The following is a 21,419-nucleotide window of genomic DNA, read 5'->3' on the forward strand; positions in this document are numbered from 1 at the left end:
AACGAATTCAAAAAACCGATTAATTATGAAAAAACCAGTACTCCTTTTCACTTTTTGCGCTTTTTCACTTTTCAGTTTAAAAGCAACAGCGCAATCTTTTGAAGAAACTACCATTGCCGATATTACCACAACGCCTTCAGCATCCCGAAGTGCAAATTTTATAGATGTAAATGGCGATGGCTGGGACGATATATTTTTTACCAACGGTCCAGCTTCGGGACAAAATAATATGCTTTATTTAAACAATGGCGACGGCACTTTTACAACTGTAATCGCAGATGATATTGTTATGGATAACGACCGCTCTGATGGCGCCAGTTTCGCCGATGTTGATAACGATGGCGATTTGGACGCAATAGTTGTAACCTACGGTAGAAATGGTACGGGAAAGATAAATTATTTTTATAGAAATAACGGCGACGGCACCTTTACATACGAACCTGACAATGCTATTGGTTTGCCGCTAACATATTCTGAAATGGCGAATTGGATTGACCTTAACAACGATCAATTTTTGGATGCCTACATAACAAATAGTGTGGTTTCAACTCGAAATCTTTATTTTGAAAATCAGGGTGATGGTTCATTTGAAGCGGTAACCGGCCAGTCAATTACCAGTGAAACCCTTGCTTCGCGCTCCATAAATTGGATAGATTACGACGGCGATGGCGATAGCGACTTATTTATTGCCAACGAAAATAATGCTAACAATTCGCTTTTTAGAAATGATAGTCCCAATAATTTTACAAAAATTACAAACTTGGCGATAACTCAAAACGGTAAAAATTCGGCAGGAAGTTCTTGGGCCGATGTTGATAACGATGGCGATTTCGATCTTTTTGTAGCAAATTGGGATGGCCAGAAAAACCAACTTTTTATAAATGAAAACGGAACTTATATAGAACAAACAAGTTCGGCCATTGCTTTAGAAACAGGAAGTTCTTTTGGTTCGGCATTCGCCGATGTGGATAACGATGGCGATTTAGATTTGTTAGTTTGTAACGCCTATTTTCCTGGGCAAGTAACAAATTCACTTTTTATAAATGATGGTACAGGAGTATTTACAAAAGATACAAGTAGCAGCTTGGCAAACCACCAAGGAAATACGTTTGGATGTGCCTTTGGCGACTTTAACAACGACGGCTGGCTGGATGTTATTTTGGCAAATACATTAAACGAAAATCAAAACAATTCATTGTTCAAAAATACGGGTAGCGGGAATAACTGGATAAAAATTCGCTGCGTTGGCAATCCGTCGAACGCATCGGCGGTTGGCGCAAAAGTAAGAGTTAGGGCTACTATAAATGGAAATGAAATTTTACAAACCCGCCAAATTGAAGCCGCCAGCGGATATTGTAGTCAAAATAGTTTTACCAACCATTTCGGTTTGGGCGATGCTTCTAATGTTTCCGAAATTATAATTGAATGGCCTTCCGGGACAGTAGAAACTTTTACCGATATTGAGGAGAACAACACATATTTAATTGTTGAAGGTAACGGCATACAATTGGGTTCAGCAACTCAAGCAAAAGATGGTTTCATAATTTATCCCGTGCCTACACAGGAAGTTTTATTCATCAATTTCCCAAAAGATAGAATTGCATCAAAGATTGAAATTTTCGATTTAAATGGAAGAAGAGTAAAGCAACAAAAAGTCAATTTGAAACCGTCAATTACATTGAATGTAAGCAATTTAAATGTAGGAGAATATGTTTTAAAAATCACTAATGACAATAGTATTACTTCACAAAAAATTATAATTAAATAACGAGCTACACTATCAAAACGTTGGTTAGTTTGTAAACGTGCTGAGTTTTTGTGGTGAAAATTCAGCACGTTTTTGATATCTTCACATTGAGAAAATCTGAATAATAATTAAATGAAGATAAAATCGAACGCAGCTTCTGCTGAACTCAGCTCTCCTTTTTATAAAATAAATGAGGAGTTTTGCAAAGCATTCGAAAATTATATTGCCACCAAAAATGGGAAGGTAAAAGGAACTTTCAATGCATGGTCCTATTTTATCCAAGCTCAAATAATGACACCAAAATCATGGAATTTAAAATATAAAAAAGCCACTTACACTTCTACGGGAAATTTAATTTTTTCATCCAAAAAACAAAATCTTCTTACGTTAGCAGAGTGGTCAACGCCGATGGCAGGTTCCTTTAATTCTGAATTTTCTATCTATAATAAAGAAGGGTTCGAATTTATTAAAAACCTCTTCAATTCATCAAAATCTTATAAGGATCGTAAAGATTATGTTTTCTATGGTTCATCTATAAACAACTCATTTATCGAAAACCTTCTCCAATCGCTCGACCCTCTTTTTCAATCGGGTGAAATCTATTCAGTTGTACTAAAAGACGATAGATTATCTATCTCTTTGAGAACCGAACTTCATCATTTTGAAACTTTTGAAAGCCTTTTAAAGCTTTAACTAAGTAATTATTTGTCAAAAAAAACTTTCAATTATAATAATATTTTAATTATTCATCGTAATATTGCAATGAACTTATATAGCGATTATGGGAATCACAAAAACTGAAATATTTACCGAGCAACAAAACGAGATAGCAACTTTTGCCAAAGCTTTTGGGCATCCGGCTCGCGTGGCAATTCTTCAACATTTATTTAAAATAAATACTTGTATTTGTGGCGATTTAGTTGAAGAAATTGGCTTGGCACAACCTACAATTTCGCAACATTTAAAAGAGCTAAAAAACCTCGGTTTAATAAAAGGAAGTATTGAAGGCACAAGTATTTGTTATTGCATCGATACAGAAAAATGGTTACAAATGAAGAAAGTAATGTCCCAATTTTTAGACCAAGATATTCTTAATGAAACCTGCTGCTAAAAAAAGTTTAAACTGAAATACAAACCAAAATTTTTTAAAAGATGAATAACGAACAAGAATTAAAAGCTATTGTAAAAAACCGTTACGCAAAAATTGCCGAACAGGGCAAAGCCGAAAACGCAGCTTCCTGCTGTGGCGCAACAACGCCGTCAAATAAAGTGTACAATATTATGATGGACGATTATTCCGAAACTGGTGGTTACGTTGCAGATGCCGATCTTGGTTTGGGCTGCGGCTTACCCACACAATTTGCAAAAATTCAAAAAGGCGATACCGTGATCGATTTGGGTTCGGGGGCTGGAAACGATTGCTTTGTAGCAAGACACGAAACTGGCGCCGAAGGAAAAGTTATTGGAATAGATTTTACGCCAATAATGATAGAAAAAGCCCGTGCAAATGCTGAGAAATTAGGTTTTAATAACGTAGAATTTCGCGAAGGAGATATAGATGCAATGCCTGTGAGTAACGATGTGGCAGATGTTATTGTAAGCAACTGTGTATTAAATTTAGTACCAAATAAGCAAAAGGTAATTGCTGAAATTTTCAGGACTTTAAAACCTGGCGGACATTTTAGTATTTCAGATGTGGTATTAGTGGGAAGCCTTCCCGATGCCTTAAAAGAAGATGCCGAAATGTACGCTGGTTGTGTGGCTGGAGCGATTCAAAAAGATGAATATTTACAATTTATTGAAGAAGCAGGTTTTCAGAATATTCAAATCCAAAAAGAAAAACCTATCGTAATCCCGAATGATATACTCGAAAAATATCTTTCTGCCGATGAAGTGAAAAATTTCAATTCTTCAAACACAGGAATTTTTAGTGTTACTGTTTATGCTGAAAAGCCCGGAACAAAAGCAACTAAGCCGAAGTTAAATATGGCAGAATTACAGGAAGAAAGTGGCAGTTGTGCTCCAAATTCAGGATGCTGTTAATATCAATAAAACTAGAATGTTTAGCGCACTTCAAAACTATTTCGAAAAGTTAGATACATCAAATCTCGCGCAAGAGCGTAAACTACTTTTAAATCCCCTGGCTAAATATATAGAAGAAAAGGCTGCTGCAAACTACCCTATACGGCTCAATTTTATCTGTACGCACAATTCGCGACGGAGCCATTTGGCCCAAATTTGGGCACAAACTGCGGCAGCCTATTATAATGTTCAAAGTACCCAATGTTTTTCGGGTGGAACGGAAGCTACCGCCCTATACCCGATGGTTGCCACGACTTTAAAAGAAGCTGGATTTAAAATTTCAAAAGGAGTGGAATCCAACAATCCTACTTACAAAATATATTTTTCTGAAACGGCAGTTCCTATAGTAGCATTTTCAAAAAAATATGATGATGCTGTAAATCCAAAACACAACTTCGCAGCAATAATGACGTGTTCGCAAGCCGATACTGGCTGTCCGTTTGTCGCTGGAGCCGAAAAACGGTTTTCTATTACCTACGAAGATCCAAAAACTTCAGACGGTACCCCGTTTCAACAAGAAATTTACGAAGCGCGCAGCAAGCAGATTGCTACAGAAATGAAATATGTATTTTCAAAAATAAATTTATAAAATGGCACCTTCAAAAAAATTAAACTTTTTTGACAGCAATCTTACGCTCTGGATATTTATAGCAATGGCAATTGGTGTGGGAATTGGTTATTTTTTTCCGAGCTTTCCTAATTATTTAAATTCTTTTAATAACGGAAGCACCAACATTCCAATTGCAATTGGCTTAATTTTAATGATGTATCCGCCATTGGCAAAAGTAAAGTACGCACTATTACCTAAAGTTTTTAAAGACGTAAAAGGGTTGTCTATTTCATTAATATTAAACTGGATTGTGGGTCCAGTTTTAATGTTTTTTTTAGCGATAACCTTTTTACGCGATTACCCCGAATATATGGTAGGCCTTATTCTAATTGGCCTTGCGCGATGTATTGCAATGGTATTAGTGTGGAATGATCTTGCAGAAGGCAGCAGTGAATACGGAGCAGGATTGGTAGCGCTAAACAGTATTTTTCAAGTATTCGCTTATAGTTTTTACGCATGGATTTTCATTACTGTCTTACCGCCATATTTTGGTTTTGAAGGAGCTATCGTAGATATTTCAATTGCCACAATTGCAGAAAGTGTGGCAATTTATTTAGGAATTCCATTTGTACTTGGCATATTAAGTAGGCTTATTTTGGTGCCGTTGAAAGGTGAAAAATGGTACGAAACTAAATTTATTCCAGCCATATCGCCTCTCACACTTATCGCACTTTTATTTACAATTGTTGTGATGTTTTCGTTAAAAGGTGAAATGATTGTAGAAATCCCGATGGATGTGCTATTAATTGCTGTTCCGCTTTTAATTTACTTTATCGTAATGTTTTTTATTGCTTTTTTCTTTTCGAAAGCAATGGGAACAACTTACGACAAAACCGCCTCCATAGCCTTCACCGCAGCAGGCAACAATTTTGAATTGGCCATAGCGGTAGCCATTGCTGTTTTCGGATTAAATTCTGGACAAGCATTTACAGGGGTTATTGGCCCTTTAGTGGAAGTGCCGGCACTTATTTTATTAGTTCGAGTTTCCTTTTGGTTGCGGAAAAAGTATTTTGTAAAAAGTGATTTATAAAAATAAGGATCGAGTAGTTTTCTATAAACTACGACTCGTCAAAAGGCAGATTTTGTTGTCAATATGTTAAGTTTAAGTCAAGCTTTATTTATTTATGCCATTTATTTTATAAACTTGGTTAAAATTAAAAATGGCGCAACTTCCTTTTACAAATAATTCTAGCCGTACACTTAAAGTTTTAAGAACGTTATTTGCACTTTTTGCAATTTTACTTTCCAGCAGCATGTTTGCACAAAGAATAACCGTTGAAGGAAAAATAAATACCGCAGACGATATAGAAATTGAAGGTGTTAACGTTTTCAACATTTCTTCAAATAAAGGCACCGTTAGTGATGCAAACGGCGCGTTTAGTATTGCCGTTGCGGTAAACGACACGCTATCGGTTTCGGCCATTCAAATTCAAACAACAACGCTCATTATTCGCCAAGAAGAGATAACCAATAAAAAAATTAGCATCAACCTCAGTGAGAAAATGAACCAATTGAGTACGGTAACTTTAAGGCGCTCGCTTACGGGTTATATAGGAAGTGACGCAAACATCATCCCAATTCAAGAGCCAATTACTGCCACTTCCATTGGCTTACCCAACGCAGATTTGCCGCAACTCTCCAAAACTCGCCGGCAATTATACACTGCAACTTCCGGACCCGTGGATGCGCTTTTAAATATGATTTCGGGGCGAACAAAAATGCTAAAAAAACATTTGGAATTCAACAAAACAGCTGCACTGACATTAAGTCTTTTAGAAAAATTTCCCGATAGTTATTTTATCGATGGTTTAAAAATAGATAAGTTGAAAATTTATTCCTTCATTTTTTTCTGTGAAGACGATCCAAAATATCAAACAGTTATGAAACAGAGCACTATTGAAATCACTGATTTTCTGGAAGCAAAAAGCGAAGAATATCGGTTGCAATTAAGCAAGCAGTAATCGTCAAATCCTTTTAAAACTAAACGCGTTTTGAAGCAAATAACTATAAATAACCACAATAAAAGTTGTTAAAACTTTTGAAGGCGTTGGATAAAAGCCGAAACCATCAACAAATATTTTCAAACAAATATAGTTGAGCACCAAGGCGCCCATTCCCACCAGAAAATATCTAAAAAACTGAACCTGCCACGGTAAATTGGAAGCTTGAAAAGTAATAAATTTCTGAAGCAAAAACCCCGTCACAAATGTTATTGGAAACACAAAAAATAGAGAAGCAATGTGCGGACTTAACACCACAAAATGCAAATCTAAATTCTGCTTTGCAAAGATGAAATTGTAAAAGACGAAATACAAAAAAATATCGAATACTAGATTGCCTCCGCCACAGACTGCGTAGCGATATGTTTTTAAAGGAAGAAAACGCCGAAACAAAAAGTAGAAGGCGTCTATAAACTTAATAATACTGTTTTTCATACCCCGAAAAGGCGCAAAGTTAATCAATAGGTAAATGAAAAAAAGCTATAAAAGCGCCAGTTTACTTTTCGGTTTAAATGCTGGGCAAACTTGTATGGAGATTACTGGCTCGTTGAGAATAGCTTAGGTATCAATTTTGCTTCGGAAGAAGTACTATCTGTAAAATATTTCATCAAAAAATCATAACAATACGATAGCCTTATTATATTCCCAATTTATGCTTCACTTGTGGCATAAGATCATCGGATTCCATAGCATAAAGCACGGCGTTAAAAACACTAGTGTCAAAAACTATTATATAACCTTCTTCCTCTGCCACGTCTTTTATGGCTTGATTTGCTCTCTTAACAATAGGTGACAATAATTCCTCTCGTTTTTGGTCAAGGAGTTGAGCAATTTGTTGTTGATACATTAAAATTTCTTGTTCCTTATTTAGTACATACGCTTCATTTTCCGACTGCTGTGCAGATGTAAGCATACCACTCTTCGCATCGTTTATAAAATTATTATTTTCCTCCTGAAGCTTTGCTACCATAGCTTCGGATTTCTGAATCAGCACTTTATGATAGGATTCCAATTCAATATCGGCACTTTTAGTTTCAGGCAGCATAGCTATTAAATTGCCGAAGTTTAAATGTCCGGATTTCTGTGCAATACTTTGCATACCCAAACACAGAAAAATAGTAACGATTAAAATATTTAAATTGCCTTTTTTCATAAGTCACATTTATTATTGCATTCCCAGTTTTGCTCTTACCAGGCTTGAAACATCCAATGTTTCGGAAGCATAAAGCAACACGCCTTGGTCAAAAACAATGCGATACCCCTTTTCCTGCGCCACAGCAGCGATAGCATTGTTTATTTTTTCGTAAATAGGTTGGAGTAATTCAGCCCGCTTACTCTCTAACTGTCTGCCCATATCTTTTTCCAAATCGATTATCTGTTGTTGGCGCTTTTCTAATATTTGAACCTCTTGTTTTTGTTGGGCGGGACTCGCTTCTCCTCTTTCTATTTTCTTTTGAATTACAGCATAATCGGCTTCTAATTGTGCTACCATCTGCTGTCCACGCTTTTGCAGTTGGTTTTGCAACGCCTCAAGCTTGGCGTCTGCTCGTTTCACATCCGGCATTTCACTTAAGATTGCCGCTGAATTAACATACCCAAAAGTTTGCGCTTGTATTGGTGAGTTGCTAATGAATAAGGTTGCAAGTAACAAAAAGCTACGGTAAAACAGATTTTTCATATTCGTGATTTTTTAAAATAATTAAAACACAATCATATAAACCTATTGTTTACATTACACTGAAATTAATCTTTTTACATGTATATCAATGGTTTATTGTCATTTAGCAATATTTCTCTTTAATTTTTTAATAATTCATATCGCACAATTTCGAAACAATATATTTGAAAAAATATTTCACAAAAAAAGACATAAGTGTCTAATTATCAGGTAAAAATACAGATAAATTTAAAAAATGAAGCAATTAATTTTTTAAATTTGGGAAACAACATTAAATCAACCAAATTATGAAAAATCAATTTTTAACATTAGCCTTGTTTTGTATTGTACTGGCAAGCTGCAATTCTAAAAAAGAAGAAAAGGATACACCCAAAGTGTATGAACCTAAAACGACTGAAATAGAAGAATCGATTTTGCAACGCGGAGAAATGCTTGTAAAAGCGATCGGGTGTCACGATTGTCATTCGCCCAAAAAAATGTCTGACAAAGGTCCTATTTTTGACCCAGACTTGTTGCTTTCTGGACATCCTGCCAATTATAGTTTACCAGAATATGACCCCGAAACTGCAAAAAATTATGTGTTATTTACACCCGGACTAACTGCTGCAATTGGTCCGTGGGGAACTTCGTTCGCATCAAATTTAACGCCGCACGATACTGGGTTAGCCGGATGGAGCGAGAAGGAATTTTTAACTGCAATAAAACACGGTAAGTACAAAGGAATGGAGAACGGTCGAAATCTACTACCCCCTATGCCTTGGCAAACCATATCACTTTTACCAGATTCAGATTTAAAGGCCATGTTTGCTTATTTACAAACTATTAAACCTGTAGACAATCTGGTGCCGCCGCCAATTCCGCCGAAATCTTAGTCACAATTTTATTTCGAACTGGCAAGTTTAAAACAAAAATACCGTCTTTTTAATACTTTCGATTTTAACCGATATTGTATTGAAAGACGGTATAACGTTTGATGAAAATTAGCTTTTACAAGATAAAAATTATCTTCTTCCTCTATTTCTTCCGTTACTTTTACCTTTGTTTTGAGACGTTTTTTTAGACTGAGAATTTCTTCCACGGCTGTGGCGTTGCGCTTTTTGACGCTTCTTTTCTGCTTCTGCTTCTTTTACCTCGGCCATTGTTTCGGTTGGTTCAAAACCTGAAAGTGTTTTGGTTTGAAATCGTTCACCAATCAACTTTTCAATGTCTTTCAAATAACCTACCTCATCGAGACTTACTAACGATATTGCTTCACCACTTGCCCCTGCTCTTCCGGTACGACCAATACGGTGTACGTAGTCTTCAGAAATATTTGGTAGTTCAAAATTAATAACGTGTGGCAATAAGGGAATATCGAGGCCTCGGGCTGCAATATCGGTAGCAACTAAAACGCGTACCTTTCCTTCTTTAAAGCCAGATAATGCTCTTGTTCGCGCACCCTGACTTTTATTCCCGTGAATTGCGGCAGATGTAATTTTCGCCTTTTCAAGCTTTTCACTTAACCGGTTAGCGCCGTGCTTTGTTCGCGTAAAAACTAAAACCTGTTTCCAATTTCCTTCAGAAATAAGCTTTATAATTAAATCTGTTTTTTGTGCTTTATCAACACGGTAAACTGTTTGATCTATTTTTTCAACTGTAGTATTTTCAGGCGTAGCTTCCACCAAAACGGGATTGTGTAAAAACTCATTAGCGAGTTTTTTTATTTCTTTTGAAAAAGTTGCCGAGAAAAGTAAGTTCTGTCTTTTTGACGGCAATAGGGCGAGTATCTTTTTAATATCGCGAAGAAAGCCCATATCTAGCATTCTGTCCGCTTCGTCTAAAACCAATATTTCAACTTTTGAAAGCGACAGCGCATTTTGGTTTTCCAAATCGAGCAATCTTCCCGGTGTTGCTACCAAAATATCCACGCCATTTCGCAAAGCGCGGATTTGTGGATTTGCACCAACGCCACCAAAAACAACGGTGGAACGGAGGTCTGTATATTCACTGTATTCCCTGAATTCATCCTGCACTTGCGCGGCAAGTTCGCGTGTTGGGGTAAGTATTAAAGCGCGAACAGGGCGTTTTCGGTAGGCTGGTTCACTGTTTAAAATTTGTAACAATGGTAAAGCAAATCCTGCTGTTTTGCCACTTCCGGTTTGTGCGGAGGCAAGTACGTCTTTGCGTTCTAAAATTAGAGGAATTGCTTTTTGTTGAATTGCCGAAGGCGTTTCATATCCTTTTTTGCTAATTGCTTTCAGCAGGGCATCGGATAGCCCAAGTGATTTAAATGTCATAAATTAATTTAAGTTGTAAGACCGCTGCGCTTGGAGATAGTTTATCGCGGCGCTTTTAGAATTCGGTCCTTTGAAAAACCATTAAAACTAAGAAGACGGTTTTAATAAGCGGCGAAGGTACGGCTAATTTTCTGCGTGGGGGTTTTTATTATTATTTTGAGGTAATTTGATTACGATATTTTATGGTTTACCTATTGCGTTAAATTGGAATGACTGAGTATAAAAATAATTGGAATCGAATTGAGGCATTAGGTGATTTAACGGGCAATCGTTAACTTTATCGTTGAAAACTCTTCAAAGTAAATAATTATGCGCAGCGGTTATGGCAGTATTAACCATATGCTTGTTACCCTGCGTAACAACAAAATTCTACTCTCTGAAAAGCGGAGTTTTTTTAAACCGAAAAGCTACCAAACTACCAAAGCCGAATACTACGAAGCGGTTGACGATAATTTCAATTTTAAAAAAGCCACTGCGAAACAATTGCGAAAAGTACGCGCTACTGTTATTCAAAAAAGAAAAAGAGAAACCCGGAATTTTGTAATAGTTGCGTGTATTAACAACTAAATAATTAGTTTAAACTAATTATTTAGTTATATTTGTTTTAGTGAATTTGTTGTTATGAAATTCATTCCTCAAATGAATTCATTCATTTTTTCGCTGTTATTTTTTCAAAAAAAGAATCTAAACTTAAAACACTAAAAATGAATTCAAACATACTTCGAGTAGCGTTGTGCATAATTTTTTTCACTTTTATTCAAGTGTTGGGATATGCACAAATTAGCGAAAACGAGCACTTCTTAAAAAAAATTGGAATTACAGATAGCCTCTACTCCAAAACTTTTAATGAATACAAAACTATTTACATTCAACTCCCCGCAAATTACAGTCCCGAAAACAGTGAGAAATATCCGGTAGTTTTTATTTTAGATGGGGAAATATTGCTACCTGCTGTTAGCAACGTTCAAGATTTTTACAGTGGTGGTTTTACACCCGAAATGGTGCTTGTTGGCGTTTCGAATGCTCACAACAGAACCCGGGATTTGACGACTTCAAAAATATCTGAAAAATACGGCATGCCCTTTAATGAAGAAAATGGAGAGGCGCCGCAGTACAGCAATTTTATTAAAACAGAATTGATTCCATTTATTGAAAACAAATATCCTGTCACTAATTTTAGAACCTTAATTGGGCATTCGTACGGCGGATTGTTCGCTATTTACGTGCTTCTTAAGCAACCCGAATTATTTTCAAACTATATAGCCATTGATCCAAGTCTTGATTGGGACAACCAAAAATTAATAACTGAGGCAGGTGAAAAACTCGCCAAGAATAACTTCAAAGGAAAGTCATTATTTATTGCTTTAAGCGGGCAATTGCATATGCAGAACTCGAAGATAACCTTAGATAATGTTATGGAAGATACTACAGACTACACCTTGTTTGCGCGTTCTAATATTACATTTTCAAATTTGGTAAAGCAAAACGCCTCGAATGGATTGGCTTATAATTGGAAATTTTACCCGAAGGATCTGCACGGTACAATTCCTTTTCCGGCCACAATGGATGGATTGATAGCTACTTTTGAATGGTACCAGATGGAAAATACCGATAAGATAAACTCGTTCGATACGCCCAAAGAAACATTATTCAATATTATAAAATACAGAGAGAAGAAGCTGAAAGCGCATTTTGGATATGCAGTGCCGCCCTATCCCGAAGAACTTTTAACCATGTCTGGTTATATGAATTTGGATATGAAGCAACCTGAAAAAGCAAAAATGTACTTTGAGCTTGCTGTTGAATATTACCCCAATAGTGCAAATGCCTATGATTCTATGGCAGAATATTACGAAGGAATTAATGATTTTGAAAATGCCTTAAAGTTAATAACGAAAGCGTATAAAATAAACCCCAGCGACTACTTTAAGAAAAGAATGGAAAGTATGAAGGGACGGTGAAGATTTTTTAACATACACACTTTATTAGATAGTCCCCTCCCTCAATTGGTTAACCACAATTTTTGTATAAATACAACAATTTGTCTTGATCCATTCTGTACCCGCTCCATAAAAAAAGGCCTCACATTTCTGTGAAGCCTTGTTATTTATAGTAGCGGGAACAGGACTCGAACCTGTGACCTTCGGGTTATGAGCCCGACGAGCTACCTACTGCTCTATCCCGCGATATGGTTTTTCAATATTTCATCTTTAGCTTTTAACTTTCGGTTCATATTGCCGACAGAAATATTGGACTGCAAAGATAAGAAGCTTTTTCGACTCTACAAGCAGTCCTTCATTAATTTTTGTAAAGTATTAATTAAAGTTGTTTTTGCATTATCTTCTTTACCTATCTTTAAATTATGAACAAACACTTAAAAAAAATAATCTTAGCCGTTCTTACTTTAGGGGCTGTCTTCATTATTGCCACCGTCTCTATAAACATATTTCTAAAAAACAAACTGGAATCTTTTGTAAATGAACGGTTGCCGGAAAATATGATTCGCTCCTACGATGAAATTACCGTAGCATCTTTTGGCGGATCGCTATCAATAACCAATGCTTCACTAATAATAAAAAATAAAAAAGACAGCGTAAAACACACATTCATCAATGTTGAAAAACTTAAAATTTCTCAAATTAGTTATTGGGACTATTTATTTAAAGACGAAATACACATTGAAACTATTTCGCTTGAAAACCCCATAATGGCCTATTACAAAGATCGTGTTCTCTCAAGTAAAGACACGGTGCAAAAAGGAATCATAGACATTTATAAACCTATAATTGTAAATAAATTAATAGTAAACAACAGCCGGTTTGCTATTTATGAGAAAAGTGAGGACTCAACCAAACTATATACAAAAAAACTTTCCGTAGCGATAGATGATATTAAAGTTGACAAAAATACTGTTAAACGGAAAATTCCTTTAGAATTCAAAAGTTACCGAGCCAAAAGCGACTCCGTTTTTGTGAAAGTTAGCCCATATGAAAATGTTACAGTTGAAGACTTCTCCATTGTAAATAACAATGCACTATTTGAAAAAGTTACGTTAAAAACGAAGTATTCAAAAAAGAAGCTTTCACAAGTTATTTCTACCGAGCGAGATCATTACGATTTAAATTTACAAACACTAAAAATTGAAGCGATAGATTTTGGCTTTAACCAAGGCCAATTTTTTGCAAAAAGCAAAATGGTGGGTCTCACAGCTCCTACATTAGAGATTTACCGCGATAAATTAGTATCTGATGATTTAAAGATTAAGCCGCTCTACAGTAAAATGCTTCGCGAACTACCCTTCCGGTTGACTGTAGATTCTTTAAAAATTAAGGATGGAAATATCAAATACGAAGAACGAACAAAATCAGAAAATATGGGGGGTTCTATAAATTTTAGAAATCTGAATGCCGCAATTTCAAATGTGAGCAACACGTATAATAGTCCTGAAAAAACCAATATAAAAATTAATGCAAATTTTATGGACAACACGCCTATCTCGGTAGACTGGAGTTTTGATGTAAACAATAAAACAGATGCATTTTTATTTAAAGCAAATGTTGACGCCTTAGCTGCAAATAAATTGAACAGTTTTACCGTACCCAACCTAAAAGTGAGATTGGAAGGAAGAACCAATAAAACGTATTTTACAATAGATGGAAATAGCGAAGCGGCGACAACAGATTTGAAAATTAGTTATTCCAACTTTAAAATAAATATATTGCAAAAAGACGGAAAAGAGAAAAACACAATATTTTCTGCTATTACTAATATTTTTGTTTCCAAAAATAGCAAGTCGGACGATAACTCTTTTAAAGAAGGTACGGCTACTGCTAACAGAGACAAAACCAAATCTATTTTTAATTTTTTATGGATAAGTATTAAAGCCGCCCTTGTAAAAATAATGGTTTAGGCTAATAGTTTTACTGTCCAATATTGGATGCTGAAAAATTTACAACTTCACCATTTTCGAAAGTAACATCCAATTCAATTGGGTTGCAACAAATTTCGCAATCTTCAATATATTTTTGCTGCCGAACCGAAGCATCTAGCAACATCGATATTTCTTCCCAACAATGCGGACATTGAAAAAAGTGTTCGTACATACTTTAAATGTAACGAAAACAACGAATTTTTCCTATTCTGAAGTTAAAGATTCTACCGTTTCTTGAAGCACTTCCCAATCTTCCATTAGGTTTTTAAGCTTCTTTTTCTTCTCTTGGTATTTGTCAAAAAAGTGTGGTTTTGCAATGGTTTCTTCGTAATTAATAAGCAATTCAGTATCTATTGTTGCAATTTCCTTTTCTAAAGTTGAAATAGCGGCCTCTACATTACTTAATTTATTTTTGGCAGATTTCAATTTCTTCTGAATTTCATACTCCTCGCCAGCCGTTCGTTTTACTTTTACTTCAGAAACAACGGTTCGCTTTTCCGCTTCTCGAAGATTTTGAAGATTTCGCTGTTCAAGGAAATAATTAATATCTCCCAAATATTCCTTTATTTTATGGTCTCTAAACTCGTAAACCTTACCGGTTAAACCTTGCAAAAAATCACGGTCGTGAGAGACCAATAACAAAGTACCTTCAAAGCTTTTTAATGCGTCTTTCAATACGTTTTTAGACTTAATATCTAAATGATTGGTAGGTTCGTCCATCACCAAAACATTAAACGGTTGAAGCAATAATTTGGCAAGCGCCAACCTATTTCTTTCGCCACCGCTTAAAACTCGAACATATTTTTCTACATCATCACCACGGAATAGGAAAGAGCCCAAAATATCGCGAACCCGGCTTCGGTTTTTTTCGTTAGCAGCGTCAATCATGGTGTCTAAAACAGTTTTGCTACCGTCTAAATAATCTGCTTGATTTTGCGCAAAATATCCTATTTGTACATTGTGGCCGAGATTTACCTTTCCGCCGTGCTCTATTTCACCAACTATAATTTTCGCCAATGTAGATTTACCTTGTCCGTTTTGCCCCACAAAAGCAATTTTACTTTCCCTATCTACAACAAGATCTACTTGGTTTAAAACATTTTTATCGCCGTAACTTTTTGATATATTTTTAGCTTCAATCACCACTTTTCCAGGAGTAATTGAAACTGGAAAACGCAGTGTCATTACGCTATTATCATCTTCGTCAACCTCAATTCTATCAATTTTATCCAGCTTTTTTATAAGCGACTGCGCCATTGTTGCCTTGCTGGCTTTGGCGCGAAATTTATCGATAAGTTTTTCAGTTTGCTCAATTTGTTTTTGCTGGTTTTTTTGCGAAGCCAATTGCTGTTCACGCAATTCATTGCGAAGTACTAAATACTGCGTATATGGTTTGTTGAAATCGTAAATCTTTCCCAGTGAAATTTCAATGGTTCGATTGGTAACGTTATCTAAAAACATTTTATCGTGCGAAACAATTACAACCGCACCCGCGTAGCTTTTTAAAAATTCCTCTAACCAGAGTATTGACTCAATATCAAGATGGTTGGTAGGTTCATCGAGAAGCAAAATATCGTTATTTTGAAGTAATAATTTTGCAAGCTCAATACGCATGCGCCAACCGCCCGAAAAGGTTTCGGTGCGTTTACCAAATTCTGCTCTTTGAAAACCCAAACCTTGTAAAATACGTTCGGTTTCACCTTGATAGTTATAGCCGCCGTGAATTTCGTATTGATGTTGAACATCGTTTAAATCCACCATCAAATCGTGGTACCCATCACTTTCATAATCTGTGCGTTCTGCCAGTTGGGTATTTATTTCTTCAAGCTTTTTTTCAAGTTTTTTAATTTCGGTAAAAGCTTCGTACGATTCTTCTAAAACTGTTCGTCCTTTTACAAAATCAATATCTTGTTTTAGAAAGCCAATGGAGATTTCTTTATCGGTCGCAATTTGTCCCGTATCATATTCCTGTTCACCGGCTATAATTTTAAGCAAGGTAGATTTGCCCGCACCATTTTTACCCACTAATCCCACCCGATCGCCGGGTTTTAATTGAAAGGTAATTTTTTCGAACAAATAGTCGCCTTGAAAGGAAACCGATAGGTTGTGAATATTAATCATTTTATAATTATGAATTCGGAATAATGGTTTACAGATTTCTAAAAATTACCCGGAATCACTATTTTTTTTTATTGTCCAGATAACTTCAAAATTCTTGCAAAGATGCTTATTTTTGCGGTGTTAAAAAAGCCTATAATGCAATTCCTCAAAGGTTCTAAACTCTACAGTATTTTCACCGGCACATGCCCCGTATGCCATAAGGGCGATATGTATTTGGAGCACAATCCGTACAAAGTTTCAAAAATCATGAAAATGCACGACACCTGCAGTCATTGCGAACAAAAGTTTAAAATAGAACCGTCGTTTTATTTTGGAGCAATGTACGTTAGTTATGGTGTAGGTTGCGCCATTGCTATAGCTGCTTTTATTATTACCTACTTTATTATTGGGCTAGACAGAGATGTTACTTTTCTAATTATTATTTTATGTTTAATACTTTTGTATCCACCAATTGTAAGGATTTCCCGAAATATTTGGATTAATTTTTTCGTGGATTACGACAAGAATAAAGCGAAACAACAATTTTAATTTAAAGCATTCTTTGAATATCCATTTCTTTGGGAAGCGCTTCTTTATTTTCCAATGAGTTCAACAGTATTTCAGCAAGCAAGGGTGCCATCAAAAAACCTCGCGATCCCAAACCGTTAAAAAATACCAAGTTCCGATTTTCTTTTAAACTTCCCAATATTGGTCGGTGGTCTTTGGTCGTAGGCCGCACGCCAGCGGTTTGCCCAATTACTTCAAAAGGGCAGTTTACAAATGTTTTTAATTTTGAAAGTATTTCGTTCTTTGCCAATTCGGTTGGAATATCGGTATAATCATCGCGGCTGTAAGTTGCGCCAACTTTATATACGTTTTTTCCAGCAGGAATTACGTAAAGCGAGCCTTTTAAAAGTGCATCCAATTGCAATTCTGGTGCTTTAATTAGCACGTACTCTCCTTTATTACCTATAATCGCTTGCTCCGGAAAAAATGGATTTTCAATTGCTTTTGCGCCTTCTGCAAAAATTATTTTTGAAGCAGTAATGTTTTTATAATTAACACTGCTGTCTATATATTGTAATATTTCATATTGAAAATTTTCCGAAAGTAATAAACCTGCTTCCTGCAAAAATTCGCGGTAGCCAGAAAGCAGCAGTTCCGTTTCAATATGTGCGGTGCCCAACACTTCGCCAAAACCGTAGGATGCTTTAATTGCTGTATTGGTGTTTTTTAAAAATTCTGAAGATAGAAATTGCCGTAAATCCTTTTTATCGCTAGCAACAGACCAATTGTTTTGTTCCTCCACGCTTTTGAAAATTCTTAATACGGAAGTTTCAACAAATAGCTTCTTGTTTAGTTTTTTAGAAAGCTCGGTATAAAAGTTAACTGCTGCTGGGTAAAATAATGAAGCATTCCAAGCGGCTGTAAAGCGTTTTAACACTGTTGGATTAAAAACCCCTCCCGACTTTGCCGTTGCGCCTTTACGACCGCTGTCAATCGCTATAAAAGTTTTGTTTTGCTTTTGAAGTTGTTCGCACAGACTTATACCGGCTATGCCGAGTCCCACAATAATATAATCTACCTTCTTCATTTCTAAAATTATATTTTCAAAAAGCTACTTTCACGATATTTGAAAAAATTAAACATTTGGCGCAACTAAAAAACCCTTCAATTTCCAATATAGAATTTGAAGGGTTTAAATTATAAAACTATGGTATTATTTAATAGTTCCACAAATCGATTTCAATATTACGAATTTGTTCTTTGATTCTATCAGATTCTAACAATTGCATAAGAGCGTTGTCGCTAATGTAATCATCTACGCCTCTATCGCCATAAACGTTATCTTCTTTATAAATAACAGCATGAAAGCGTCTGGAATTTAACAAATGATCGTAAGAGATTGGTTGCGAAGTATTTTTACGGTTAAAGGCTTTTGCTTCGTGTAAAACTTCACGAGCTCCTGGAAACCACACCCAAAAAAGTTCAACTTTGGAATCAACTCCATCTTCAGGAAAAGCTTTGGAACGCGCTTCGTTAGCGACTGGGCAGATACCGAGCATACGGTATTTTAATTCGCCTTGACGCTTGTCTAAGTACCAATACCCTCTAATGTGCCACGCTTCAATATCGCCGGCGTCGAGCGAAAAACGTCTTACATATTGTGGGTCTACTATCCCTTCGGCGTTATATTGCTCTATACCTAAATCTGTAGTGTCACTATAAACTAAAGATGCTTCAATATCTTGTAACGTTCTTTTTTCGGTAAAATACGAATCTGCATATACACCATCAATTTTTCCATTTTTAATGTTCTTCACCAAAACATCGTATAAGGAACGTCTATCAGAACCAATATTGTTTGTATCTATGGGATAATACAGTGGAAAATTAACACGCTCATCAAGATCGATAATTTCCCAGGTAGTTTTAGACCACAACACATCTCGTTCGTCTGTGTACCCATAAGGCAGGGGTTTATCATTGTCATAAGCAATTTGCGATTCTGTTTTTTTGCCTATATCTTCAGGGGTTTTGGCATTTAGAATGTTTACCTGTGCCGAAGCACTAGCGGCCATTCCGAGACCAAAAACACATAAAACAACATTTTTCAAATTCATACCTATAGGGTTTTTAATACTAAATATTAGTTTGTCAATTCAATAATTACAGGTGAAGTTTTCTTAAGAACTACACTACTACCTGAAACTTTCGCGTTGATATCAAAAATTTGAACGGTTTCGCCTCGTCCAGCTCTTCTTAAAGCTCCTTTGGCGGCTGCGTCTAACTTTGTTCCGTTCACACGAACCGTGGGTTGCCCAGAAACTTTAAAGCTAAATCCTGTTACGTTTAGATTTACATCAAAGTCAAAATCTGGCAGTACAGCAGATACTGATGAAATTTCAAGTCCGCCACGTTCCATTCTCACGATTCCTGTTTCCCCGCGAATTGCACCAACTGGTGGTGGAATATCTTTAATACGAAATTCAGATTTAGAGCCTACTGGCTTTCCGTCTGGCAACGTACCATTTGCAGATATAGTAACTGTTCTTCCAGATCCTGGACGCATTACATACTTACTACCCGAAACTCTAGAAAGACCAGGTGCGGAAGCATTTACTTTATTGTCTGGAATTCCAGGAATAGAAACCGTCATTGGATTATCTACCCCGCGATAAACTACATTCATTTTATCTGCAGCAATTACAGCCGAATTAGGCATAGAGATGGTAGCAAAAGAGCGATCTACCGCTACTTCTGTTTCTTCGCCGCCTTCACCGTAATACAAGAAACCTTCAATTTTATGATCTCCTGGTGAACCAGCACTTACATTTAACTTCACTTTTCCACCTTCAAAAGTATAATCTGTACCTTCAACAAGTTTTCTTCCGTCTAACGTAAGTTCAGCTCTTTTTGGTTTTGTACTTTCATCCGTACGACCTAATACAATACTTCCATCAAAATTTTCACCAGCATAATACGCAGACTTTGATGTTTCTAATAAGGTTGAGTAGTTACTAAAAGATAATGCTGCTGCTTGTTGGCCGGCTAGCATTCTTTGTAATACTTCACTTTTTGTAGATTTAACATCTGCTTGTATCTGCGTAAGTTTAGTTAAAGAAGCTACTAATGGAAATCCTTCGTAGTTATAATTTAACCATTTTACTTTTTTACCGTTTCTATTGGTTTCTTCTTCAGTAGAGAAGTTAGTTTCGATAGATTTTTTAATTTCTTCGATACCAGCAACATTTGCCAATGCCGGATCAGACAATATAGCAATCATTTCGGTACGATAGGCATCCATTTTGTCTATAAATTCTTGTCCACCTTCTTTGTACTTATCTCCTCTAAAAAACAGATTGTTAAAAAAATCTGCCTTATCCATTACTTCGTAATCTGTTGGGTCTTCAACTTTTTCCATTGAAGCCGTTTTAAGCGAAGCTAAATAAGTGTCTAATTCATCAGAAATCTGGGAAATTTCTCTTGCTTTTGCCTCAACCGCAGCGTATTGCCCTGGCTCATCGGCCGCTTTAACAGCCAACCCTTCCATAAAAGCTTGGTTGCGCTGTGTTGTTGCCACGTTTGCGTCTGATATTTTTTCGTTTAATAGTCCAAAAGCCGATAATACTTCTTTAGACATGTTAAGTGCAAGCATTGCAATGAAAACCAGATACATCAGGTTAATCATTCGTTGCCTTGGGGATAGTTTTCCTCCTGCCATTTTTATTCTTTTTTAAAGATTAATAATTAAGGTGAAGACCTATCTTAGTTTTTAGTACTCATTGCAGAAAGCATACCTCCGTAAACACCATTCAATGAAGAAAGGTTAGTAGCTAAGTGCTGCATTTGTTGTTTAAGCTGTTCGGCATTTTCTGCCACTTGTTCGTTTGCTTCTGCTTGACGGCTTGTAGATTCTATTTGAACTTTGTACAAGCTATTTAATGAGTCCATTTGTGCTGCAGCAAGCGCCATTTCTTCGCTGTATTTTTTGGTAGAGCTCATAGCTTCGGCAGTTGGTGCGATACTCTTAGCAGCACCTTCAAAAGAACGAATGCTGGTAGTAAGACTGTTCATTAATTCTGAATCGATTCGTGCATCTTTAAGCATATCGTCTAGTTTTTTAGACAAAAGCCCTTGAGCGTCTTCTGGTTCTTTACCCACAGTTTTTCTGGTTCCGGCTGCTCCGCCAGCTAATTCTGGATAAACCAATGACCAATCTAAATCGTCATCTACAGGTTCAAAGGCAGAAATAGCAAAAATAATTGCTTCCGTAATAAGACCGATTGCCAATAATAGACCTCCGTCAAGGTTAAAAACGCCAAGGTTTACTTCCCAGTGAAGAATTTTGAAAAGCGCTCCTAAAATTACAACGGATGCTCCAAGGCCATAAGCCATATTAAATAATTTCTTTGATGATTTTGATTGTGCCATAATGCTTAATTTTTAATTGAGAGTTTTTAGTTAAGGTTGATAGAGTTTAGTAAATATGGG

The 21,419-nt window shown here is 36.1% G+C and carries 22 protein-coding genes and 1 tRNA gene; 12 read left to right on the top strand and 11 right to left on the bottom strand.

All coding sequences use genetic code 11. The features are described from left to right. Positions 1-25: 25 nt before the first annotated feature. The 7 genes from K8089_RS05895 (at position 26) to K8089_RS05925 (ending at position 6,400) form a co-directional block, all read left to right on the top strand. Positions 26-1,768 (top strand): CRTAC1 family protein, encoded by a 1,743-nt coding sequence (locus tag K8089_RS05895; RefSeq protein ID WP_237602358.1) that lies wholly within the window; start codon positions 26-28, stop codon positions 1,766-1,768. A 111-nt stretch (positions 1,769-1,879) separates the two neighbouring features. Beyond that, the gene (locus K8089_RS05900; RefSeq protein ID WP_237602359.1) at positions 1,880-2,440 is read left to right on the top strand and encodes a hypothetical protein; all 561 of its coding nucleotides are present in this window, start codon (positions 1,880-1,882) and stop codon (positions 2,438-2,440) included. An 88-nt stretch (positions 2,441-2,528) separates the two neighbouring features. After that, positions 2,529-2,858, top strand: a complete 330-nt coding sequence (locus tag K8089_RS05905) for an ArsR/SmtB family transcription factor (RefSeq protein WP_237602360.1) — start codon at positions 2,529-2,531, stop codon at positions 2,856-2,858. Between the two features lie 41 nt (positions 2,859-2,899). After that, positions 2,900-3,790: an arsenite methyltransferase gene (locus K8089_RS05910; RefSeq protein ID WP_237602361.1), complete on the top strand. Its 891-nt coding sequence runs from the start codon at positions 2,900-2,902 to the stop codon at positions 3,788-3,790. Between the two features lie 16 nt (positions 3,791-3,806). Continuing rightward, entirely contained in the window at positions 3,807-4,418 is a 612-nt protein-coding gene (locus K8089_RS05915; RefSeq protein WP_237602362.1) for an arsenate-mycothiol transferase ArsC, read from the top strand. 1 nt (position 4,419) lies between these two features. Beyond that, complete coding sequence (gene arsB / locus K8089_RS05920; protein ID WP_237602363.1) at positions 4,420-5,469, top strand: ACR3 family arsenite efflux transporter; 1,050 nt, start codon at positions 4,420-4,422, stop codon at positions 5,467-5,469. A gap of 130 nt (positions 5,470-5,599) precedes the next feature. After that, the gene (locus tag K8089_RS05925) at positions 5,600-6,400 is read left to right on the top strand and encodes a carboxypeptidase-like regulatory domain-containing protein (protein ID WP_237602364.1); all 801 of its coding nucleotides are present in this window, start codon (positions 5,600-5,602) and stop codon (positions 6,398-6,400) included. Positions 6,401-6,403: 3 nt separating this feature from the next. On the opposite strand, the gene K8089_RS05930 is transcribed toward K8089_RS05925, so the two are convergent. From K8089_RS05930 to K8089_RS05940, 3 genes are all read right to left on the bottom strand, one after another. After that, positions 6,404-6,874, bottom strand: coding sequence for a GtrA family protein (locus tag K8089_RS05930; protein ID WP_237602365.1), 471 nt, complete (start codon positions 6,872-6,874; stop codon positions 6,404-6,406). 202 nt (positions 6,875-7,076) lie between these two features. Continuing rightward, a complete protein-coding gene (locus K8089_RS05935) occupies positions 7,077-7,592 on the bottom strand; it encodes an OmpH family outer membrane protein (RefSeq protein ID WP_237602366.1) in 516 nt (171 codons plus the stop codon). Positions 7,593-7,604: 12 nt separating this feature from the next. Beyond that, the gene (locus K8089_RS05940) at positions 7,605-8,117 is read right to left on the bottom strand and encodes an OmpH family outer membrane protein (RefSeq protein WP_237602367.1); all 513 of its coding nucleotides are present in this window, start codon (positions 8,115-8,117) and stop codon (positions 7,605-7,607) included. 287 nt (positions 8,118-8,404) lie between these two features. Here K8089_RS05940 and K8089_RS05945 point away from each other — a divergent pair, with 287 nt between their 5' ends. Then, a complete protein-coding gene (locus K8089_RS05945) occupies positions 8,405-8,989 on the top strand; it encodes a diheme cytochrome c-553 (RefSeq protein WP_237602368.1) in 585 nt (194 codons plus the stop codon). 129 nt (positions 8,990-9,118) lie between these two features. On the opposite strand, the gene K8089_RS05950 is transcribed toward K8089_RS05945, so the two are convergent. After that, positions 9,119-10,393, bottom strand: coding sequence for a DEAD/DEAH box helicase (locus K8089_RS05950; RefSeq protein WP_237602369.1), 1,275 nt, complete (start codon positions 10,391-10,393; stop codon positions 9,119-9,121). A 309-nt stretch (positions 10,394-10,702) separates the two neighbouring features. Here K8089_RS05950 and K8089_RS05955 point away from each other — a divergent pair, with 309 nt between their 5' ends. Both K8089_RS05955 and K8089_RS05960 read left to right on the top strand, forming a co-directional pair. Then, positions 10,703-10,960 (top strand): hypothetical protein, encoded by a 258-nt coding sequence (locus tag K8089_RS05955; protein ID WP_237602370.1) that lies wholly within the window; start codon positions 10,703-10,705, stop codon positions 10,958-10,960. 137 nt (positions 10,961-11,097) lie between these two features. After that, positions 11,098-12,354, top strand: coding sequence for an alpha/beta hydrolase-fold protein (locus tag K8089_RS05960; protein ID WP_237602371.1), 1,257 nt, complete (start codon positions 11,098-11,100; stop codon positions 12,352-12,354). A gap of 152 nt (positions 12,355-12,506) precedes the next feature. On the opposite strand, the gene K8089_RS05965 is transcribed toward K8089_RS05960, so the two are convergent. Further along, a tRNA-Met gene (locus K8089_RS05965) sits at positions 12,507-12,579 on the bottom strand. A 176-nt stretch (positions 12,580-12,755) separates the two neighbouring features. Between K8089_RS05965 and K8089_RS05970 the strand changes: the two genes are divergently transcribed. Then, positions 12,756-14,303 carry an AsmA family protein gene (locus K8089_RS05970; RefSeq protein ID WP_237602372.1) on the top strand — a complete coding sequence of 516 codons (1,548 nt, stop codon included), beginning with the start codon at positions 12,756-12,758 and terminating at the stop codon, positions 14,301-14,303. A 10-nt stretch (positions 14,304-14,313) separates the two neighbouring features. On the opposite strand, the gene K8089_RS05975 is transcribed toward K8089_RS05970, so the two are convergent. After that, a complete protein-coding gene (locus tag K8089_RS05975; RefSeq protein WP_237602373.1) occupies positions 14,314-14,496 on the bottom strand; it encodes a CPXCG motif-containing cysteine-rich protein in 183 nt (60 codons plus the stop codon). 32 nt (positions 14,497-14,528) lie between these two features. After that, the gene (locus K8089_RS05980; protein WP_237602374.1) at positions 14,529-16,445 is read right to left on the bottom strand and encodes an ABC-F family ATP-binding cassette domain-containing protein; all 1,917 of its coding nucleotides are present in this window, start codon (positions 16,443-16,445) and stop codon (positions 14,529-14,531) included. Between the two features lie 135 nt (positions 16,446-16,580). Between K8089_RS05980 and K8089_RS05985 the strand changes: the two genes are divergently transcribed. Continuing rightward, entirely contained in the window at positions 16,581-16,973 is a 393-nt protein-coding gene (locus K8089_RS05985) for a DUF983 domain-containing protein (protein ID WP_237602375.1), read from the top strand. Between the two features lies 1 nt (position 16,974). Here the strand turns inward: K8089_RS05985 and K8089_RS05990 are convergent, their stop codons facing one another. From K8089_RS05990 to porL, 4 genes are all read right to left on the bottom strand, one after another. Continuing rightward, a complete protein-coding gene (locus K8089_RS05990) occupies positions 16,975-18,018 on the bottom strand; it encodes an NAD(P)/FAD-dependent oxidoreductase (RefSeq protein ID WP_237602376.1) in 1,044 nt (347 codons plus the stop codon). A gap of 130 nt (positions 18,019-18,148) precedes the next feature. Then, a complete protein-coding gene (gene porN, locus K8089_RS05995) occupies positions 18,149-19,048 on the bottom strand; it encodes a type IX secretion system ring subunit PorN/GldN (RefSeq protein ID WP_237602377.1) in 900 nt (299 codons plus the stop codon). A gap of 26 nt (positions 19,049-19,074) precedes the next feature. Further along, positions 19,075-20,649, bottom strand: a complete 1,575-nt coding sequence (gene porM, locus K8089_RS06000) for a type IX secretion system motor protein PorM/GldM (RefSeq protein ID WP_237602378.1) — start codon at positions 20,647-20,649, stop codon at positions 19,075-19,077. Between the two features lie 44 nt (positions 20,650-20,693). After that, positions 20,694-21,359, bottom strand: a complete 666-nt coding sequence (porL, locus tag K8089_RS06005; protein WP_237602379.1) for a type IX secretion system motor protein PorL/GldL — start codon at positions 21,357-21,359, stop codon at positions 20,694-20,696. Between the last annotated feature and the right edge of the window lie 60 nt (positions 21,360-21,419).

The sequence above is a fragment of the Aequorivita vitellina genome (assembly GCF_022008365.1).
GTDB lineage: Bacteria > Bacteroidota > Bacteroidia > Flavobacteriales > Flavobacteriaceae > Aequorivita > Aequorivita vitellina.

Excerpts from the sequence above, each read along its gene's own strand:
- K8089_RS05945 (WP_237602368.1), top strand. The coding sequence starts at position 8,405 with ATGAAAAATCAATTTTTAACATTAGCCTTGTTTTGTATTGTACTGGCA.
- K8089_RS05900 (WP_237602359.1), top strand. The coding sequence starts at position 1,880 with ATGAAGATAAAATCGAACGCAGCTTCTGCTGAACTCAGCTCTCCTTTT.
- arsB (WP_237602363.1), top strand. The coding sequence starts at position 4,420 with ATGGCACCTTCAAAAAAATTAAACTTTTTTGACAGCAATCTTACGCTC.
- K8089_RS05930 (WP_237602365.1), bottom strand. The coding sequence starts at position 6,874 with ATGAAAAACAGTATTATTAAGTTTATAGACGCCTTCTACTTTTTGTTT.
- K8089_RS05935 (WP_237602366.1), bottom strand. The coding sequence starts at position 7,592 with ATGAAAAAAGGCAATTTAAATATTTTAATCGTTACTATTTTTCTGTGT.
- K8089_RS05915 (WP_237602362.1), top strand. The coding sequence starts at position 3,807 with ATGTTTAGCGCACTTCAAAACTATTTCGAAAAGTTAGATACATCAAAT.
- K8089_RS05950 (WP_237602369.1), bottom strand. The coding sequence starts at position 10,393 with ATGACATTTAAATCACTTGGGCTATCCGATGCCCTGCTGAAAGCAATT.
- K8089_RS05970 (WP_237602372.1), top strand. The coding sequence starts at position 12,756 with ATGAACAAACACTTAAAAAAAATAATCTTAGCCGTTCTTACTTTAGGG.
- K8089_RS05905 (WP_237602360.1), top strand. The coding sequence starts at position 2,529 with ATGGGAATCACAAAAACTGAAATATTTACCGAGCAACAAAACGAGATA.
- K8089_RS05940 (WP_237602367.1), bottom strand. The coding sequence starts at position 8,117 with ATGAAAAATCTGTTTTACCGTAGCTTTTTGTTACTTGCAACCTTATTC.
- porN (WP_237602377.1), bottom strand. The coding sequence starts at position 19,048 with ATGAATTTGAAAAATGTTGTTTTATGTGTTTTTGGTCTCGGAATGGCC.
- porL (WP_237602379.1), bottom strand. The coding sequence starts at position 21,359 with ATGGCACAATCAAAATCATCAAAGAAATTATTTAATATGGCTTATGGC.
- K8089_RS05925 (WP_237602364.1), top strand. The coding sequence starts at position 5,600 with ATGGCGCAACTTCCTTTTACAAATAATTCTAGCCGTACACTTAAAGTT.
- K8089_RS05910 (WP_237602361.1), top strand. The coding sequence starts at position 2,900 with ATGAATAACGAACAAGAATTAAAAGCTATTGTAAAAAACCGTTACGCA.
- K8089_RS05895 (WP_237602358.1), top strand. The coding sequence starts at position 26 with ATGAAAAAACCAGTACTCCTTTTCACTTTTTGCGCTTTTTCACTTTTC.
- porM (WP_237602378.1), bottom strand. The coding sequence starts at position 20,649 with ATGGCAGGAGGAAAACTATCCCCAAGGCAACGAATGATTAACCTGATG.
- K8089_RS05980 (WP_237602374.1), bottom strand. The coding sequence starts at position 16,445 with ATGATTAATATTCACAACCTATCGGTTTCCTTTCAAGGCGACTATTTG.
- K8089_RS05960 (WP_237602371.1), top strand. The coding sequence starts at position 11,098 with ATGAATTCAAACATACTTCGAGTAGCGTTGTGCATAATTTTTTTCACT.
- K8089_RS05985 (WP_237602375.1), top strand. The coding sequence starts at position 16,581 with ATGCAATTCCTCAAAGGTTCTAAACTCTACAGTATTTTCACCGGCACA.
- K8089_RS05955 (WP_237602370.1), top strand. The coding sequence starts at position 10,703 with ATGCGCAGCGGTTATGGCAGTATTAACCATATGCTTGTTACCCTGCGT.
- K8089_RS05990 (WP_237602376.1), bottom strand. The coding sequence starts at position 18,018 with ATGAAGAAGGTAGATTATATTATTGTGGGACTCGGCATAGCCGGTATA.
- K8089_RS05975 (WP_237602373.1), bottom strand. The coding sequence starts at position 14,496 with ATGTACGAACACTTTTTTCAATGTCCGCATTGTTGGGAAGAAATATCG.